At 62.1% G+C, this 18,311-nt stretch carries 10 protein-coding genes; 5 read left to right on the forward strand and 5 right to left on the reverse strand.

Going from position 1 to position 18,311, the window contains the following annotated elements:
- Position 1: 1 nt before the first annotated feature.
- On the reverse strand, positions 2-1,036 hold the full coding sequence (gene waaF / locus BT125_RS12095) for a lipopolysaccharide heptosyltransferase II (RefSeq protein WP_072407190.1): 1,035 nt from the start codon (positions 1,034-1,036) through the stop codon (positions 2-4).
- A gap of 327 nt (positions 1,037-1,363) precedes the next feature.
- Positions 1,364-4,315 (reverse strand): bifunctional [glutamate--ammonia ligase]-adenylyl-L-tyrosine phosphorylase/[glutamate--ammonia-ligase] adenylyltransferase, encoded by a 2,952-nt coding sequence (gene glnE / locus BT125_RS12100; RefSeq protein ID WP_072407192.1) that lies wholly within the window; start codon positions 4,313-4,315, stop codon positions 1,364-1,366.
- 382 nt (positions 4,316-4,697) lie between these two features.
- On the opposite strand from glnE, the gene aceE reads away from it, so the two are divergent.
- The 5 genes from aceE to msrA all read left to right on the forward strand — a co-directional run bounded on the left by aceE (position 4,698) and on the right by msrA (position 14,376).
- Complete coding sequence (gene aceE / locus BT125_RS12105; protein ID WP_060739476.1) at positions 4,698-7,343, forward strand: pyruvate dehydrogenase (acetyl-transferring), homodimeric type; 2,646 nt, start codon at positions 4,698-4,700, stop codon at positions 7,341-7,343.
- Positions 7,344-7,354: 11 nt separating this feature from the next.
- The gene (gene aceF, locus BT125_RS12110) at positions 7,355-8,995 is read left to right on the forward strand and encodes a dihydrolipoyllysine-residue acetyltransferase (RefSeq protein WP_072407194.1); all 1,641 of its coding nucleotides are present in this window, start codon (positions 7,355-7,357) and stop codon (positions 8,993-8,995) included.
- 381 nt (positions 8,996-9,376) lie between these two features.
- Entirely contained in the window at positions 9,377-10,768 is a 1,392-nt protein-coding gene (locus BT125_RS12115; protein WP_072407197.1) for an alkaline phosphatase D family protein, read from the forward strand.
- Positions 10,769-10,950: 182 nt separating this feature from the next.
- The gene (locus tag BT125_RS12120) at positions 10,951-13,644 is read left to right on the forward strand and encodes a putative bifunctional diguanylate cyclase/phosphodiesterase (RefSeq protein WP_072407199.1); all 2,694 of its coding nucleotides are present in this window, start codon (positions 10,951-10,953) and stop codon (positions 13,642-13,644) included.
- An 84-nt stretch (positions 13,645-13,728) separates the two neighbouring features.
- Complete coding sequence (msrA, locus tag BT125_RS12125; RefSeq protein ID WP_063323235.1) at positions 13,729-14,376, forward strand: peptide-methionine (S)-S-oxide reductase MsrA; 648 nt, start codon at positions 13,729-13,731, stop codon at positions 14,374-14,376.
- Positions 14,377-14,525: 149 nt separating this feature from the next.
- On the opposite strand, the gene BT125_RS12130 is transcribed toward msrA, so the two are convergent.
- From BT125_RS12130 to BT125_RS12140, 3 genes are all read right to left on the reverse strand, one after another.
- On the reverse strand, positions 14,526-15,365 hold the full coding sequence (locus tag BT125_RS12130; RefSeq protein ID WP_072407201.1) for a 23S rRNA (adenine(2030)-N(6))-methyltransferase RlmJ: 840 nt from the start codon (positions 15,363-15,365) through the stop codon (positions 14,526-14,528).
- Positions 15,366-15,446: 81 nt separating this feature from the next.
- Positions 15,447-16,178: a DUF4123 domain-containing protein gene (locus BT125_RS12135; RefSeq protein WP_072407203.1), complete on the reverse strand. Its 732-nt coding sequence runs from the start codon at positions 16,176-16,178 to the stop codon at positions 15,447-15,449.
- A complete protein-coding gene (locus BT125_RS12140) occupies positions 16,175-18,232 on the reverse strand; it encodes a type VI secretion system Vgr family protein (RefSeq protein ID WP_072407205.1) in 2,058 nt (685 codons plus the stop codon). Before BT125_RS12140 ends, BT125_RS12135 begins: the two co-directional genes overlap by 4 nt.
- Between the last annotated feature and the right edge of the window lie 79 nt (positions 18,233-18,311).

The following is an 18,311-nucleotide window of genomic DNA, read 5'->3' on the forward strand; positions in this document are numbered from 1 at the left end:
GTTACCGAACCTCCACGGGGGTGCCCTGCAAACGCTCCAGCGCCTCGTTCACCGACGGTGGCATGAGCTGGCGCAGGCAATTGTAGTGGCCGAAACGGCAGGTGCGGTCGAAGCACGGGCTGCATTCAATGCCCAGGCGCACGACTTCGACCTGGTCGGCCAACGGCGGCGTGAAGCCTGGCGAGGTGGAACCGTAGACCGCCACCAACGGGCGGTTCAGGGCTGCGGCCACATGCATCAGGCCCGAGTCGTTGGAGACCACCGAATCGGCGCAGGACAGCAGGTCGATGGCCTCGGCCAGGGACGTGTCGCCACTGAGGTTCACGGCCTCTTCCCGAAGGCCCGGGATCAATCGCGAGCGAATGTCCTCGCCCACCGGGTGATCTTTTTTCGAGCCGAACAGCCAGACTTGCCAGCCGTCGCGAATCTTCGCTTCGGCCACCTGGGCGTAATGCTCCGCCGGCCAGCGCTTGGATTCGCCGAATTCGGCCCCTGGGCACAAGGCCAGTACCGGACGGTCCAGGCTCAGGCCGAACTTGGCCAGCGCTGCGTCACGGGTCACCGGGTCGATCCGCAGGCTCGGCCGCGGATACGGTTTGGGCAACTCGGCCCCCGGCGCGTAGGCCAGGGCCATGAAACGTTCGATCATCAGCGGGTAACGGTCTTTATCCAGGGCGCGCACGTCGTTGAGCAGGCCGTATCGAAACTCGCCACGCCAACCGGTGCGCTTGGCAATACCGGCAAAGAACGGCACCAACGCCGATTTCAACGAATTGGGTAACAGGATCGCCTGGTCGTACTGACCGGCCAGGGATTTGCCGATGCGTCGACGGGTCGCCAGCTCCAGCACACCGTGGCCGAGCGGAAAGCTCAAGGCCTTGCGCACTTCGGGCATGCGCTCCAGGATCGGCCGGCTCCACTCGGGGGCCAGGACGTCGATTTCGCACTGCGGATGACGCTGTTTCAGGCACTGGAACAGTGTCTGCGCCATCACCATATCACCGACCCAACTGGGCCCAACGATCAAAATATTCATGTGCTTTCCAAAAACGATACGGGGAGGCCTACGCCTCCCCGCCTCGAGAATCACTGTGGCTTAGGTCGTTGCCTGTTGCCCTAATCTACAACTGTGGGAGCAAGCTTGCTCGTGATAGGGCCATGACATTCAACATCCATGCTGCCTGCCGTTCCGCTATCGCGAGCAAGCTCGCTCCCACAAGGGTCCTGCATAGGCTTCAAATACCGTGCAGCACCACCCATCCACTGTGGGAGCGAGCTTGCTCGCGAAGAGGCCAGCCCATCCAACATCAATGTCGCCTGACATTCCGCTATCGCGAGCAAGCTCGCTCCCACATTTAAAGCTTCAGCGCAGCCCCAGCTCCCGCCAGATCCGCAATACCTGCCGACGCTCATCCACGAACTGGTCGCCTGCGATCACCCCGGCATCTTTCTGCAAGGCCTGGCGGTGGGCGGCGGAGCGGTAGGCTTTGTAGGCTTCGCGCAATAGCGTGGCATCTTCGGCCGGCATCAACCCGAGCTCTTGCAACCCGTCCAGGATGCGGATGTTATCGGTGTAGCGCACTAGCGATGGATGCTCTTGGGACCACGCCAGGGCCGCGTATTGCACCATAAATTCAATATCGACGATACCTCCGGCATCCTGCTTGAGGTCGAAGGGCGCCGTGGCCTCGAAAGCATTCTCCGCGGTCCCGGCGGCAGTGGCCTTGCTGCCAAGGTTGTCGCGCATCTTGGCGCGCATCTCGCTGACTTCCTGGCGCAGCGTTGGCAAGTCACGCTTGCGTCCCAGTATCTGGACGCGGACCTTCTCGAACGCTTGGCCCACATCCTGGCTGCCCACCAGCACACGGGCTCGCACCAGCGCCTGATGCTCCCAGGTCCAGGCCTCGTTCTCCTGGTAACGGGCGAACGCCCCGAGGGAGCTGACCAGCAGCCCCGACGCCCCGGAAGGTCGCAGGCGCATGTCCACTTCATATAGTTGCCCGGAGTTGGTCTGGGCCGTCAGCAGGTGAATGATCCGTTGACCGAGGCGGGTGAAGAACTGCGCGCCGTCGATGGGTTTCGGGCCGTCGGTCTCCGCCTGCGGGTCGCCATCATGGATGAACACCAGGTCCAGGTCGGAACCATGCCCCAATTCCAGACCGCCGACTTTCCCATAACCGACAATAATGAAGCCCGGATCGCACAGGCTGCCGTCGGTGCGCAATGGCACGCCGTGCTTGGCGGCCGTCTGGCGCCAGGCCAGGGCCAGCACTTGCTCGAGAATCGCCTCGGCCAGCCAGGTCAGGTAATCGCTGACCTTCATCAGCGGCAGGCTGCCGGCGATTTCCGAAGCAGCCACCCGCAGGCGGTGCGCCAGCTTGAAATGCCGCAACGCCTCCATTTGCTGTTCCAGGTCATCCTCGGGAATGCGCGTCAGGCGCTCACGCAACTCCGCAGCCAACTCCGGCGCCAGGGGTGGCTTGAACAGCCGACCCTCATTGAGCAACTCATCGAGCAGCAACGGGAAACGGGTGATTTGCTCAGCAATCCACGGGCTCGCCGCGCACAGCGTCAGTAAGCGCCGCAGGGCGCCGGGGTTTTCCGTCAACAACACCAGGTAGGCCGAGCGGCGGGCCACGGCCTCCACCAAGGGCAGTACCCGCTCCAGCACCAGGTCCGGATCGGCGTGCTCCACGGCCTGGGCCAGCAGACGCGGAATGAACGCATCCAGGCGCTCGCGCCCCAAGCGTTGCATGGCGCGCAATTGCGGGCTGCCGCGCAAGGCGGCCAGGGCCTTGAGGGCTTTGGGCGCATCGGCGAAGCCGCCCTCTTCCAACTGACGGCACGCCGCCCCTTCATCCTGGCTGTCTTCCCACAACGGCAACCATTCGCCGCCCACCACCACTTCGCTTTCGCCGCCCTCTTCTTCATCCGGGTCGGCGATGACCTGGCCGAAATGCCAGGCAACGCGCCCGCGCCAGTACATCAACTGCTCGTGAAAGGCCGACCAGTCGGCGAACCCCAGCATGAATGCAATGCGTGCCTGATCCTGCGGGCTGTCCGGGAGCATTTGGGTCTGTCGGTCGGCGATGGCCTGGATCGCATGCTCGGTATAACGCAGGAACTCATAGCCTTGGCGCAGCTCATCGATCACCTGGGCCGGCAGGTACCCCTGGCCCTCCAGGGTGCTCAACACTTTGAGCAGCGGGCGCTGCTGCAAGCTCAAGTCCCGACCGCCATGGATCAGTTGGAACGCCTGGGCAATGAACTCCACCTCGCGAATGCCGCCAGAACCCAGCTTGATGTTGTCGGCCATGCCCTTGCGCCGCACTTCCTGCTGGATCAGTTGCTTCATGGTGCGCAGCGCTTCGATGGCGGAAAAATCCAGGTAACGCCGATAGACGAACGGGCGCAGCATGTCGAGCAATTGCGCGCCGGCCACCTGATCGCCCGCCACCACCCGCGCCTTGATCATGGCGTAGCGCTCCCAGTCGCGCCCCTGGTCCTGGTAATACTGCTCCAGGGCATTGAAGCTCAACACCAGCGCACCGGCCGAGCCGTAGGGGCGCAGGCGCATGTCGACGCGAAACACGAAGCCGTCGACGGTCATCGGGTCCAGGGCCTTGATCAGGCGCTGGCCAACACGGATGAAAAATTCCTGGTTATCCAGCGGCCGCTTGACGCCTACGGTTTCCCCGCCCTCGGGGTAGGCGAAGATCAGGTCGATGTCCGACGACAGGTTCAGCTCCACGGCACCCAGCTTGCCCATGCCCAGGATGACCATCTGCTGCGGCTCGCCGCTGCGCCGCCCGGTGGGCGTACCGAATTGCTGGCTGAGGCGTTGGTACAACCAGTGGTAAGCCTGGTCGATGCAAGTGTCGGCCATGTCCGAAAGATCGCGACAGGTCTGGACCAGATCAGCCTGACGGTTCAGGTCGCGCCAGATGATCCGCACCTGCTGGCGAGTACGCTGGCGGCGCAGGACGCGGCCCAATTCGTCTTCAGTTTCGGCGGCCTGCACGGCGGCGGCGATCTGCGCGCGCATTTCACCGGGCGCCAGGCTGCGGTCCAGTTCGCCGCTGCGTACCAGCTCCAGCAGCATCGCAGGGTCACGCACACTCTGTTCGATGACAAAGTCGCTGGCGGCGGCAATACGGTTGAACGCCTCCCAGCGTTGCGGGGTCCAGGCCGACAGCCCGCGATCATCGTCGAGGGAGGCGACCGCCGCACGGAACGACTGCTCGGCACGACTGACCAATGACTGGAGAATGGCCGGTACCATTTCCGGTATCGGGGCAAGCGAGGGCAGGCTCATGGTCTATCCTTGATCGGCGCGGGAGAAGCTGGATGTAGTGTTTTTTCACAAGACACTACCTGATCGACTGTCGAACAAAGATGATAAATAGCTGAAAATCTGATTTTATTGGCAGCCGGCATCAAGTTTTTACCTGTTCGAGTTGGCTAAAGACCAACAGTAACGATTATTCTCACAACGAAATGAGGGGCCATACGCCGCTCATGTGTAGTTTCACTACTCGTCTATACATTCGAAAGGCTGAAACGGCCGACGATTTGTAGTAAAACTACACGCCGCCGAAACAACCTTCGGCAATCCAAGAATTTATACCGTCTGCCCACAAGGCCAGTCGCAAACTCAGGCAACCGATTCTGGTAGCCTTTCCGCCCTGGAGCAAGCCATGCAAGACCTCGATCCCGTCGAAACCCAGGAATGGCTGGACGCCCTGGAATCGGTTCTCGACAAAGAAGGCGAAGACCGCGCTCATTATCTGATGACCCGCATGGGCGAACTCGCGACCCGCAGCGGCTCGCAACTGCCCTACGCCATCACCACGCCGTACCGCAACACGATCCCCGTTACCCACGAAGCACGCATGCCTGGCGACCTGTTCATGGAACGCCGCATTCGCTCGCTGGTACGCTGGAACGCGTTGGCCATGGTCATGCGTACCAACCTGAAAGATTCTGACCTGGGCGGTCACATCTCCAGCTTCGCCTCCAGCGCGACGCTGTATGACATCGGCTTCAACTACTTCTTCCAGGCCCCGACCGACGAGCACGGCGGCGACCTGATCTACTTCCAGGGTCACGCATCGCCAGGCGTCTACGCCCGTGCGTTCATGGAAGGCCGCATCACCGAAGACCAGATGAACAACTTCCGCCAGGAAGTGGACGGCAACGGCCTGTCCTCGTACCCGCACCCTTGGCTGATGCCGGACTTCTGGCAGTTCCCGACCGTGTCCATGGGTCTGGGCCCGATCCAGGCGATCTACCAGGCGCGTTTCATGAAGTACCTGGAAGCCCGCGGCTTCATCCAGCCAGGCAAGCAGAAAGTCTGGTGCTTCATGGGTGACGGCGAGTGCGACGAACCGGAATCCCTGGGCGCGATCTCCCTGGCCGGCCGCGAGAAGCTGGACAACCTGATCTTCGTCATCAACTGCAACCTGCAGCGCCTCGACGGCCCGGTTCGCGGCAACGCCAAGATCATCCAGGAACTCGAAGGCGTGTTCCGTGGTGCCCAGTGGAACGTCAACAAAGTCATCTGGGGCCGCTTCTGGGACCCACTGCTGGCCAAGGACGTCGACGGCATCCTGCAACGCCGCATGGACGAAGTCATCGACGGCGAGTACCAGAACTACAAGGCCAAGGACGGCGCGTTCGTCCGCGAGCACTTCTTCAACTCGCCTGAACTCAAGGCCATGGTTGCCGACCTGTCCGACGACGAGATCTGGAAGCTCAACCGTGGCGGCCACGACCCGTACAAGGTCTACGCGGCGTACCACCAGGCGGTCAACCACAAAGAACAGCCGACCGTCATCCTGGCCAAGACCATCAAGGGTTATGGCACCGGTGCCGGCGAAGCGAAGAACACTGCGCACAACACCAAGAAAGTCGATGTCGACAGCCTGAAGTTGTTCCGCGACCGCTTCGACATCCCGGTCAAGGACAGCGAGCTGGAAAACCTGCCGTTCTTCAAGCCCGAAGAAGGCAGCGCCGAAGCCCGTTACCTGGCCGAGCGCCGTGCCGCACTGGGCGGCTTCGTGCCCCAGCGTCGCGCCAAGAGCTTCAGCGTTCCGACCCCGCCACTGGAGACCCTCAAGGCGATCCTGGACGGTTCGGGCGACCGTGAAATCTCCACCACCATGGCCTTCGTGCGAATCCTCGCGCAATTGGTCAAGGACAAGGAAATCGGTCAGCGCATCGTCCCGATCATCCCGGACGAAGCCCGTACCTTCGGTATGGAAGGCATGTTCCGTCAGTTGGGCATCTACTCGTCCGTCGGCCAGCTCTACGAGCCAGTCGATAAAGACCAGGTGATGTTCTACCGCGAAGACAAGAAGGGCCAGATCCTCGAAGAGGGCATCAACGAAGCGGGCGCTATGAGCTCCTTCATTGCCGCCGGTACTTCGTACTCCAGCCACAACCAGCCGATGCTGCCGTTCTACATCTTCTACTCGATGTTCGGCTTCCAACGCATCGGCGACCTGGCCTGGGCCGCTGGCGACAGCCGTACCCGTGGCTTCCTGATCGGCGGCACCGCCGGCCGGACCACCCTCAACGGTGAAGGCCTGCAGCACGAAGACGGCCACAGCCACATGCTGGCCGGGACCATCCCGAACTGCCGCACCTATGATCCGACCTACGGCTACGAGCTGGCGGTGATCATTCAGGACGGCATGAAGAAGATGACCGAAGAACAACAGGACGTCTTCTACTACATCACCGTGATGAACGAGTCCTACCAGCAGCCAGCCATGCCGGCCGGCGTCGAGGCAGGCATCGTCAAGGGCATGTACCTGCTCGAGGAAGACACCCGCGAAGCGGCGCACCACGTCCAGTTGATGGGTTCGGGCACCATCCTGCGCGAAGTGCGCGAGGCAGCGAAGATCCTGCGTGAAGAGTTCAACGTCGGCGCCGACGTCTGGAGCGTCACCAGCTTCAACGAACTGCGTCGCGACGGCCTGGCCGTAGAGCGCAGCAACCGTCTGCACCCTGGCCAGAAGCCAAAGCTGAGCTACGTCGAAGAGTGCCTGAACGGCCGCAAAGGTCCGGTCATCGCCTCTACCGACTACATGAAGCTGTTCGCCGAGCAGATCCGCCAGTGGGTTCCTTCCAAGGAATTCAAAGTCCTGGGCACCGACGGTTTCGGCCGTAGCGACAGCCGCAAGAAGCTGCGTCACTTCTTCGAAGTCGACCGTAAGTTCGTTGTGTTGGCAGCCCTGGAAGCCCTGGCTGACCGTGGCGATATCGAACCTAAAGTGGTGGCCGAAGCCATCGCCAAGTTCGGCATCGATCCGGAAAAACGCAACCCACTGGACTGCTGAGGAGAATTTTCGTGAGCGAACTCATTCGCGTACCTGACATCGGCAGCGGTGAAGGTGAAGTAATTGAACTGTTTGTGAAGGTCGGCGACCGTATCGAAGCCGACCAGAGCATCCTGACGCTTGAATCGGACAAGGCCAGCATGGAAGTGCCCGCGCCGAAGGCCGGTGTCATCAAGAGCCTGAAAGTGAAGCTGGGCGATCGCCTGAAAGAAGGCGACGAACTGCTGGAGCTGGAAGTCGAGGGCGCCGCTGCGGCGCCTGAAGCGGCCGCTCCCGCCGCTGCCCCGGCCGCAGCTGAAAAGCCTGCCGCCGCACCGGCTGCCGAAGCGGCTCCCGCTCCGGCCGCTGCTCCTGCCGCAGCCACGGTCCAGGACATTCATGTCCCGGACATCGGTTCATCGGGCAAGGCCAAGATCATCGAAGTGCTGGTCAAGGCCGGCGACACCGTCGAAGCCGACCAGTCGCTGATCACCCTGGAATCCGACAAGGCCAGCATGGAAATCCCATCGCCAGCCGCCGGTGTGGTGGAAAGCGTCGAGATCAAGCTGGAAGACGAAGTCGGCACCGGCGATCTGATCCTGAAGCTCAAAGTGGCGGGTGCCTCGGCACCTGCCGCGCCTGCCCCGGCCGCTGCACCTGCCGCCAAGGCTGAAACAGCTCCAGCGCCAGCCGCCGCGCCTGCCGCCAAGACCGAAGCTGCGCCTGCCCCTGTCGCCGCCGCGCCTGCGCCAAGCGGTGCCAAGGTGCACGCCGGCCCGGCGGTGCGTCAGTTGGCCCGTGAATTCGGTGTCGAGCTGTCGGCCGTTGGCCCAAGCGGCCCGCACGGTCGTGTGCTCAAGGAAGACGTGCAAGCCTACGTCAAGGCCATGATGCAGAAGGCCAAGAACGCACCGGCCGAAGGCGCCACCGGCGGCGCGGGCATCCCGCCGATCCCGGCGGTGGACTTCAGCCGCTTCGGTGAAACCGAAGAAGTGGCCATGACTCGCCTGATGCAGATCGGCGCGTCGAGCCTGCACCGTAGCTGGCTGAACATTCCACACGTGACTCAGTTCGACCAGGCCGACATCACCGAGCTGGAAGCTTTCCGCGTCGCGCAGAAAGCCGTGGCGGAAAAGGCCGGCGTGAAGCTGACCGTGCTGCCACTGCTGCTCAAGGCCTGTGCGCACCTGCTCAAGGAACTGCCGGACTTCAACAGCTCCCTGGCCCCAAGCGGCAAGGCTGTGATCCGCAAGAAATACGTGCACATCGGCTTTGCCGTCGACACCCCGGAAGGCCTGCTGGTACCGGTCATCCGCAACGTCGACCAGAAGAGCTTGCTGCAACTGGCTGGCGAAGCCGCTGCCCTGGCCGAAAAAGCCCGGAACAAGAAGCTCACCGCCGACGACATGCAGGGCGCCTGCTTCACCATCTCCAGCCTCGGTCACATTGGCGGCACCGGCTTCACGCCGATCGTCAACGCGCCTGAAGTGGCGATCCTGGGCGTTTCCAAGGCCACCATCCAGCCGGTCTGGGACGGTAAAGCCTTCCAGCCGAAGCTGATGCTGCCACTGTCGCTGTCCTACGATCACCGTGTGATCAACGGCGCCGCCGCTGCACGCTTCACCAAGCGCTTGAGCGACTTGCTGGGCGACATTCGCACCATCCTGCTGTAACACCGGGTGGCCCTCCCTCGGGGGGGGCCATTCGGAGCACTGTTTTCCGAGCGCCACGCTCGTACCTCAACCCCGTCCGTTTGGCGGGGCTTTTTTTGCCTGGAATTCAAGCCAGGTGCATGGATGTTGGATGTGGCGGCCTCATCGCGAGCAAGCTCGCTCCCACAGTGGATTTGCGGTGCCCCATGGGAGCGAGCTTGCTCGCGATAGCGGTATTTCCTACCCCGCAAGTTTTAAATGACTACACCCCCTATTAGTCATTGCCCACAACTTGCGCCCCCTTCCCTGTCGATATTTATGGCGCGCCGGGCTTTAGCATCAAAACCGCCAAGGCCACTTGATGCTTGCACCCACCGACTAAAACTTCGAATGGACTCGAACATGTTCAAACCTACTGTCGGCCCCATTGTCGGGCACACGACCACTGACCACGCCCGGATATTCCTGCGGGGCGATCACGGCAACAACCGGGTATTCGCCGGTATACGACACCGGCGTCGAGGGGATACACGCTGGTCAAAAGGGCACTTTGTCCAATTGAAGGCCTACCGCGACATGTCCGATGTGATCGTGTTGAAAGACCTTCAGCCCGACACCGCCTACGAATACCAGGCCGGCTGGCTCAGCCCCTTGAGCCCGACCCATACCGTGGAAACCATCCAGGAACTGCCACTGCAATGGCCTCGGCACACCTATTGTTTGCACACGCCGGCCGACAAACCCGATGCGCCACGTGCTTATATCGTGGGCTCATGTCGCTACTTGCGGATCGCCGCCAGCACCCCGCTACTCCCCGGCCTTGGAGATCGCACCTTTGCCGGCATCAATCGCATCGTCGAACAGGCCGCCCCGCCGATCAGCGCGGTGTTAATGACCGGAGACCAGGTTTATCTCGATGACTTGAATATCATCGGCCCGGACCGAACCTATAAGCAGATCCTTTTCAGATACCGAACGGTATTTACCCAGCCGCACATCAGCAAGTTGATGTCTGGCACGCCGACCTACATGATCCTCGACGACCATGAAATCGAAGACAACTGGCCCGCCAGGAAAACTGGTCACAACGACGTCCTGTATGCCAATGCCATGAGCGCCTATCGGCTTTACCAGGCCAGCCATGGGCCCGCCCATGAACTGTCGAGCGACGGAACATTGAACAAGTCGTTGACCCGCTACTGGTACACCTTTGCCCATGGCGATATCCACTGGTTCGTCACCGACAGCCGGACGCAACGCAATCTGTCGGCGGACGATCGGCGCATCCTCGACGCAGACCAGGAAAAATCCCTGCTCGAGTGGCTCGTCCGCAGCCCCGCCCGGGTCAAGCTCGTCGTCACCAGCGTGATGTTTTTCCCTGACCGCCAGCGCAATGACGGCGATGCCTGGCAGGCCTTCCCGGAACAACGCCTGCGCTTGCTGGAAACCATCCGCCGCTATCGGATCAAAAACGTGGTGTTCATCTCGGGTGACGTCCACGGCTCGATGACCAGCCGCCTGCGGCACACTCAGGATCCTGATTTCGAGGTCAACACCGTCGTTTCCTCGCCGTTCTACAACAGCAAATTGTTGCCTTTTGCAAAAGCCGCGGATTTTATTTTCCACAGGCCCATGGCTCGCACGGACAGCGGTGAGTACCGCTATGAACTGACCAGCGAAGTGGTGAGCCAGGACAACTTCGCCCGCCTGCAGGTCACGGCACAGAGCCTTCACGTCACCTTCCACGACCGTGACGGCGAGCCCTTGCAGACACTCGATATTGCGCTGCGATGAACTTCCATGCCCTCTGATCGGCTGGCGACTGGAGAAATCCCTTTGTCGGCCGATAAAAGGTTTATAGCACTTGGCCTTCATCTCTCTTGTCAGCCAGTGCCGCAATGATGCAACCTTGCGCCAATCCGTAATAACGAGGGCGTCAGCCCGGCGCGATCAGCATTTTCGAAGCGAGTTTCCCCATGAAAAGCCAACCCGATGCCGCCAGCCGTATGGCGGCCGAGGTAGTGACGCAGTTACCGGTGCCCGCGCGGCTCGGTATGCTGCGTTTCGAACGGCTGAATGAAGCTAGCTGGGCGCTGTTGTTTCTCGACCCCAACTGCGAGCGACACTTCGGCCTGCCGGCGGTAGAACTGTGCTCGCTGGTCAGCTCGCCCTACGCCAGCCTGATGGAACCCGAAGCGCGCTATCAATTGCACGACGCCATCCAGCAGCAATTGGCCCAGGCCGCGCATTACCAGATTCGCTACACGCTCCACACCGTCAAGGGCCCGATGAATGTGCTGGAGACGGGCGAAGCCTACAAACAGCACAATCGTCATCTGCTGCGCGGTTACCTGCTGGTGGTGGACAATTTGCTGCAAAGCGAACCTTCCATGCCGGCCCTGGACCTGGAAACCCAGAATTCGCGCCTGCAGATCGCCCTGGAACTGAACCAGCGCGCCCAGCAGGAGCAGCTCCAGCATCTGGACCGGGTACGTGCCCAACAAGACCTCATCCTGCTATTGACCCGCCAACGCTACAGCGCCAACAACTCCCTGCTCGAAGCGGCCGAACTCATCACCCGCAGCGCCTGTGACATCTATCAGATCGACTGCGCCAGTATCTGGAACCTGGACGACGGCAAACTGGTGCCGATTTCCGCCTACAACCGCGCTTCCCAGGAATACTTTCTGCCGGCGGTCATCGACGTCAACGAGTTTCCCGACTACATGGAGGCGCTGCAGACCTGTCGTGCCATCGACGCCCACAATGCGATGCGCGACCCACGCACCCGGGAAATGGCCGAGAGCCTGCGCGCTCGCGACGTCAACGCCATCCTCGACGCCAGCGTGCGCATCGACGGCCAAGTGGTGGGCGTGCTGTGCCTGGAACAAGTGGGGGCCACCCGCGCCTGGCAGTCGGATGAAATCGCCTTTGCCGGCGAGCTGGCGGACCAGTTCGCCCAGGTCATCAACAACCACAACCGCCGCACCGCCACCAGCGCCCTGCACTTGTTCCAGCGCGCCGTGGAGCAAAGCGCCAACGCGTTCCTGCTGGTCAATTGCGACGGTGTGGTGGAGTACGTCAACCCAAGCTTCACCGCCATCACCCAGTACACCACCGAGGAAGTCCACGGCCAACGCCTCTCGGAACTGCCGGCCCTGGAGAACCTCAGCGAGCTGCTGTTCGACGCGCCCTCGGCGCTGGCCCAGAGCAACAGTTGGCAGGGCGAGTTCAAGAGCCGGCGCAAGAACCTGGAACCCTACTGGGGCCAGTTGTCGATTTCCAAGGTCTACGGCGACAACCGCGAGCTGACCCACTACATCGGCATCTACGAAGACATCACCCAGACCAAACTGGCCCAGCAGCGCATCGAGCGCCTGGCCTACACCGACAACCTGACCAACCTGGGCAACCGCCCGGCGTTCATTCGCAACCTCGATGAACGCTTCGCCCGGGACAGTGATTCGCCCATCAGCCTGCTGCTGGTGGACATCGACAACTTCAAGCGCATCAACGACAGCCTCGGTCACCAGACCGGTGACAAGCTGCTGATCAGCCTGGCCCGGCGCCTGCGCAATAGCCTGAGCCCCAGCGGCAGCCTGGCGCGATTCGCCAGTAACGAGTTCGCCGTGCTGCTGGACGACACGAGCCTGGAGGCCGGGCAGCAGATCGCCAGCCAATTGCTGATGACTCTCGATAAACCGATGTTCGTCGACAACCAGTTGATCAGCGTGACCGGTTCCGTGGGCCTGGCCTGCGCGCCGCTGCACGGCCGTGATCCGCAGACCCTGATGCGCAACGCCGGCCTCGCCCTGCACAAGGCCAAGGCCAACGGCAAGCATCAGGTCCAGGTGTTCACCGAGGCGCTGAATGCCGAGGCCAGCTACAAGTTGTTCGTGGAGAACAACCTGCGTCGCGCCTTGACCCAGAACGAACTGGACGTGTTCTACCAGCCCAAGTTGTGCCTGCGCAGCGGCCGTCTGCTGGGCATGGAGGCACTGCTGCGCTGGAACCATCCGGAAAAGGGCATGATCCGCCCGGACCAGTTCATCAGCGTGGCCGAAGAAACCGGCCTGATCATCCCCATTGGCAAATGGATCGCCCGCCAGGCCTGCCGGATGAGCAAACAGCTGACCGCGGCAGGCCTGGGCAACCTGCAAGTGGCGATCAACCTGTCGCCCAAGCAGTTCTCCGACCCGGACCTGGTCGCCTCCATCGCCAGCATCCTCAAGGAAGAACAACTGCCGGCCCGCCTGCTGGAACTGGAGTTGACCGAAGGCCTGCTGCTGGAGGCCACCGAAGACACCCACTTGCAACTCGACCAGCTCAAGCGCCTGGGGCTGACCCTGGCCATGGACGACTTTGGCACCGGGTATTCGTCCCTGAGCTACCTGAAAAAATTCCCGATCGACATCATTAAGATCGATCGCAGCTTCATCCATGAGATCCCGGACAACCAGGACGACATGGAAATCACCTCGGCGGTGATCGCCATGGCTCATAACCTGAAACTCAAGGTCGTGGCCGAAGGCATCGAAACCGCCCAGCAACTGACGTTCCTGCGGCGTCACCGCTGCGACGTCGGCCAGGGCTACCTGTTCGACCGGCCAATCCCCGGCGCGGAGCTGATCGAAAAGCTCAAGCGCTACCCGCGCGGGCCTCTGGTCTGACAGCTGCGTATAGCTTGCGGCGGCTTTTCTGAGGCACACTGGCGGTCTATTTCGCTCAATTCAATCTGACTGAGAGGACTGATAATGGTCTTGCGCTCGGAAATCCTGGTGAATAAAAACGTGCTTCCTACTCAAGAACAAGCCCTGCCTGGCCGTGAAACCCCGATGACCGTGCCGGACAAACACTTCGTCCTCGACGCGCCCCTGCTGGGCCCATTTGCCATGGACGTGGATTTCGCGATCTTCGGCCTCGGCTGCTTCTGGGGCGCGGAACGCAAGTTCTGGCAGCGCGAAGGCGTGGTCAGTACCGCGGTGGGTTACGCCGGTGGTTTCACACCGAACCCGACGTACGAAGAAGTCTGCTCGGGCCTGACCGGCCACAGCGAAGTGGTGCTGGTGGTCTACGAACCAGCGAAAGTCAGCTATGAACAGCTTCTGAAGATGTTCTGGGAACTGCACAACCCGACCCAGGGCATGCGCCAGGGGAACGACATCGGCACCCAGTACCGTTCGGTGATCTATGCCACCACCCCGGCCCAACTGGCGGCGGCCAAACACAGCGAGCAAGTCTTCCAGGCCGAGTTGACCAAGGCCGGCAAAGGCACCATCACCACCGAAATCGAAGAAGCACCGACGTTCTACTTCGCCGAGGCCTATCACCAGCAGTACCTGGCGAAGAACCCGGAAGGCTATTGCGGGATTGGCGGCACCGGCGTGACCTGCCCGATCTGACTGTCGGGCCCTGAAAAGCTTCGCGAGCAAGCCCGCTCCCACAGGTCTGGCGGCGTACACGACTCTTGCGTACGCCTCAGATCCAGTGTGGGAGCGGGCTTGCTCGCGAAGGCGTCCTTCCAGACAACCTGAATACATCGGCTCAATGATCAGCTCTCAGCGATCAACCAATCCATCTGCCACCCGCCCTGGGTCTGCCCCAGCTTTTTCGACAGCCACGGCAGCAGCTCACGCAACTCTTCTTCCAGCCCCCACGGCGGATTGGCAATCGCCAGGCCGGAGCCATTCAGGCTGTTGGGCGTCGCCAATGGGTGCACCAGCAGTTCCACGCGCAGCAGCTTCGGCGCTCCCGTGCCGGCCAGGTCCTGGTAGAAGCGGCGCAACATCCGCTGGTCCTTCACCGGGTACCAGATGGCTGCCACCGTCTGGCGCATCCGGCCAACGGCCTCCTTGAGCGAGGCGGCGCAGCGCTGCATCTCGTCAAGCTGCTCGAAGGGCGGATCGATCAGCATCAGGGCACGCTTTTCGGCCACCGGCAGCAACGCCCGCGGCACATGCCAACCTTCACCCAGGTGCACCGCCACGCGACGGTCGCCTTTCATGTTGTCCTTGAGCAACACGCCGTCTTCAGGGTGCTTTTCGTTGAGCAGCACTCGGTCCTGCGGCCGAGTCAGGCGCCGCGCCAGTTCCGGCGAGCCCGGGTAGTAGCGCAACTGCCCGTCCGGGTTCATCTCGTGCAGCACCTTCATGTAATCGGCGGTCAACGGCGGCAGGTCGCCCTCGCCCCACAACCGCGCAATGCCTTCCAGGTACTCACCGGTACGGTTGGCCTGGTCACCCTGCAAGTCGTACAGCCCGATGCCCGCGTGGGTGTCGAGGTAGGCGAAGGGCTGCTCCTTGCGCGACATCAGCGCGATGAGGCGGGTCAAGGTCAGGTGTTTGAACACGTCGGCGTGATTGCCGGCGTGGAAGGCGTGGCGATAATTCATGGCGGCTCCTGCGAAGGGCGACGAGTTTACCTTGAAGCGCGTCGAACGTCAGGGGTTGGCAGCCCGGCGGGCACGCCACGATCAGCCCAGCTCCCGCAGCAAGTACGCCTGCAAGGGCGCCTTTGGCGCGACAACCGGCTTCGATCGCTCAAGAAAGTGAGCAATCTTGCACCGCAGGACGCGATGGTCGACCCGCTCGCACAGAGACGGATGCTCTTGGCCAAGCCACGTGAGCAAGTTATCTACCAGACAATTCGTCGGGGCCTCGGTCATGGCGTCCAGCAGCGCCACCGGCACTTCCCACCAAGGAAAAATCCGCGCCGGCCGCTGGACGTTTCCGACGAACTCAAGGGATTGAGCGTTGATCAGGCAACGATTGATGACCGGCAGAAGCTCCCCGGCATCCACCACTGTCGATCGCAGGATCTGTCCCATGAAGCGCCCATCCCAAAAACGCAGAAAAACCGGCTTACCACCTGGCAACAGCACCTGCGTCAACCCACGCAAATGCTCGGCAAGGGTTTCCTGGCTGGCACACGACACCGCCAGCCAACCCCAGTCGAGCGAGTCGGTGGCCGCTATCCAATCAAGAAACCCACAGTCTGCGCGAACAAGCCCTACATAGGGCATGACCGCCTCCCACTCGGCGTACGGCGTGTCGGCCCAGATCGCCGTGGGTGTCGCGGCCATCGAACGCCGCCAGGCCGCCAATGCCCCAGCGCTACTGGCGTTGCTGAAAATGGCGAAAAGTTGCTCGGGCAACTGCAAAGGATGGTGCTCAAGCCAGACGCGGGGCGTTTGACCACTGTTCATGGGCGCTCCTGTATGTCGACCGTTTTGTGGAAGGCCAATGGCCCTGCGCAGACGCCGTTTCTGCAACGCTCGCACTCCTCGCAGAACGGCGCCGAGCCTTGGAAACTGAGGATTTGCGCCAGGGAAAGCCGAGGGGCCGGCGCAGCGACCTGCGTCCCGGAGCCCTCCGACGAACCCGCCATCGCCCCCATGACCGCCATCGGCGCCCCACCGACCTCGATCGGCACGCTGCTGAAAATTCCGCCGGCGCCAATGTTGATCCAATGACCGCCAGCCTGGAGGGTCACACTGGCGCCAGCCTCCAGCACCACTTGCTGGCCGGCGCTGACATGAAACTGCCGGCTGGCGCTCAGGACTTGGCTGGTCACGCGAACATGTCGCTCGCCGCCCACCAGCAAATGATCGTCCTGGCGGACTTCAGCCTGGCGCCGGCCATGGGTAACGCGCTGCTCATCGGCCTTGAGTTCGTGCCGTGCGGTGCCGATGACGACGATGCTGCGCTCGTGATCGACCTGCACCCGCTGGTCGTGCAGCACGTGCTGGGTCCAGTTTCGCTGGGCCCGCAGGTAGATTTCCTCAGCCCCCTTGCGGTCCTCGACGCGCAACTCGTTGTAGCCTTCCCCACCGGGACTGCTCTGGCTGCGCCATATACTGCGAGTCTTGTCCGCCGGCAGGTCCAACGGCACCGGGTTGGCGCCGTTGGGCAGGCAACCCACCACCAATGGCTTGTCCACGTCGCCATCGATGAACCCCACCAGGACTTCCATGCCGACCCGGGGAATCAGCACGGCACCATATTGATCATGGGCCCAACCCGAGGCCACTCGCAGCCAGCAACTGGAATGCTCGTCGCGCTGGCCGTCGCGATCCCAGGCCAGTTGCACCTTGACCCGCCCGAATTCATCGCAATGGATCTCGCTGTCCACCGGCCCGGTCACCACCGCTGACTGATAACCGTGGGCACGGGGCTTTTCAGGGTGCAAGGGCGGCCGAAAAAACACCTCCCACGGTGTAGCGAGAAAGGTGTTTCTGTAGCCCTGGAATTCATCCGGGCCGGCGGAGGCTGTTTCTTCCAGCACCTGGGGTTGGCGGCCATGATGGTCGATATGCGTCAGGAGCCAGAGATCGTTCCACTGTTCCCTGGGATGGCCCTCGATACGCATGAAATGTCCGCTGACGAAAGCGCTGTCATCGCTGCTGCCCTGCGCCACGCGATGATCGGCGCCATGACGCTCGAGGGCACGCCGGGTCAAGCGCTTGCCATCGTCCCGGTCGCAGAACCCACCGGGGTAGCGATAGTCTTCGAGCGCCGGCAGTTGCCGATTGTCGAGGTGGGTCTGCAACAACAGGCCGGGCTTGCGGAAGTCGTAGTCGCGCAACGTTACGGCCGTGGTGCGAGTCTGCAGTCGCACCGCCAAACGCTTGATGGCCGGCGCGTCGGCAGCCATGCCGCTGTCCGCCAGGTACAGCGTCGAGTCGGGCAGGCGGGGGAACCCGGTCTGATCGTCACCGAAAACCAGCAGATGGCCGTCAGGGCGGTGCCGAAAGTGATAGTGGATACCGACTTCGGCACAGATCCGCTCGATGAACGCCAGGTCGCTTTCGGCGTACTGCACACAGTATTCACGCTCGGGATAGTGCCCTCCCAGGATGAACTGGAAGGCTCCCTCCAGGACCCCATGTTCCTTCAACACCCGGGCGACGATATCGGGCACGCTCAAGTGCTGGAAAATCCGCTGGTTGATACGGTGGCGCAAGTAGGCCAGGCGCGGCACCAGACTGACCTGGTAACGGGTCAGGCGTTTACCCGAATCGCCTTGGGCCACGCTATAGACCTGACCGTGCACACCCCCTCCCCGGCCATCGAATCGCAGGAATGCCTGGCGATGCAGTAGTTCTTCCAGCACCAGGTCGCAGCGCTCGCTGACCAGTTCCACGTCAAAGCGATAGGGCTGGCTGATGGTTTCCTTGCCCTTGAACTCGAGCACCTTGAATTCATTAGGCCCGCTGTCGAGCGTCAGCGTGAAACGCGGTGGGTTGGCAGGCGGGAACATCCGATGTGCCTCTGCTGAATGGAGGCGGGCGATTCTGCACGAGCAGTAGGGGACGTGTACGGGAGGTCAGGAAAAACAG

The organism is Pseudomonas sp. NFACC04-2 (genome assembly GCF_900119265.1).
Taxonomy (GTDB): Bacteria; Pseudomonadota; Gammaproteobacteria; order Pseudomonadales; family Pseudomonadaceae; genus Aquipseudomonas; species Aquipseudomonas fluorescens_AA.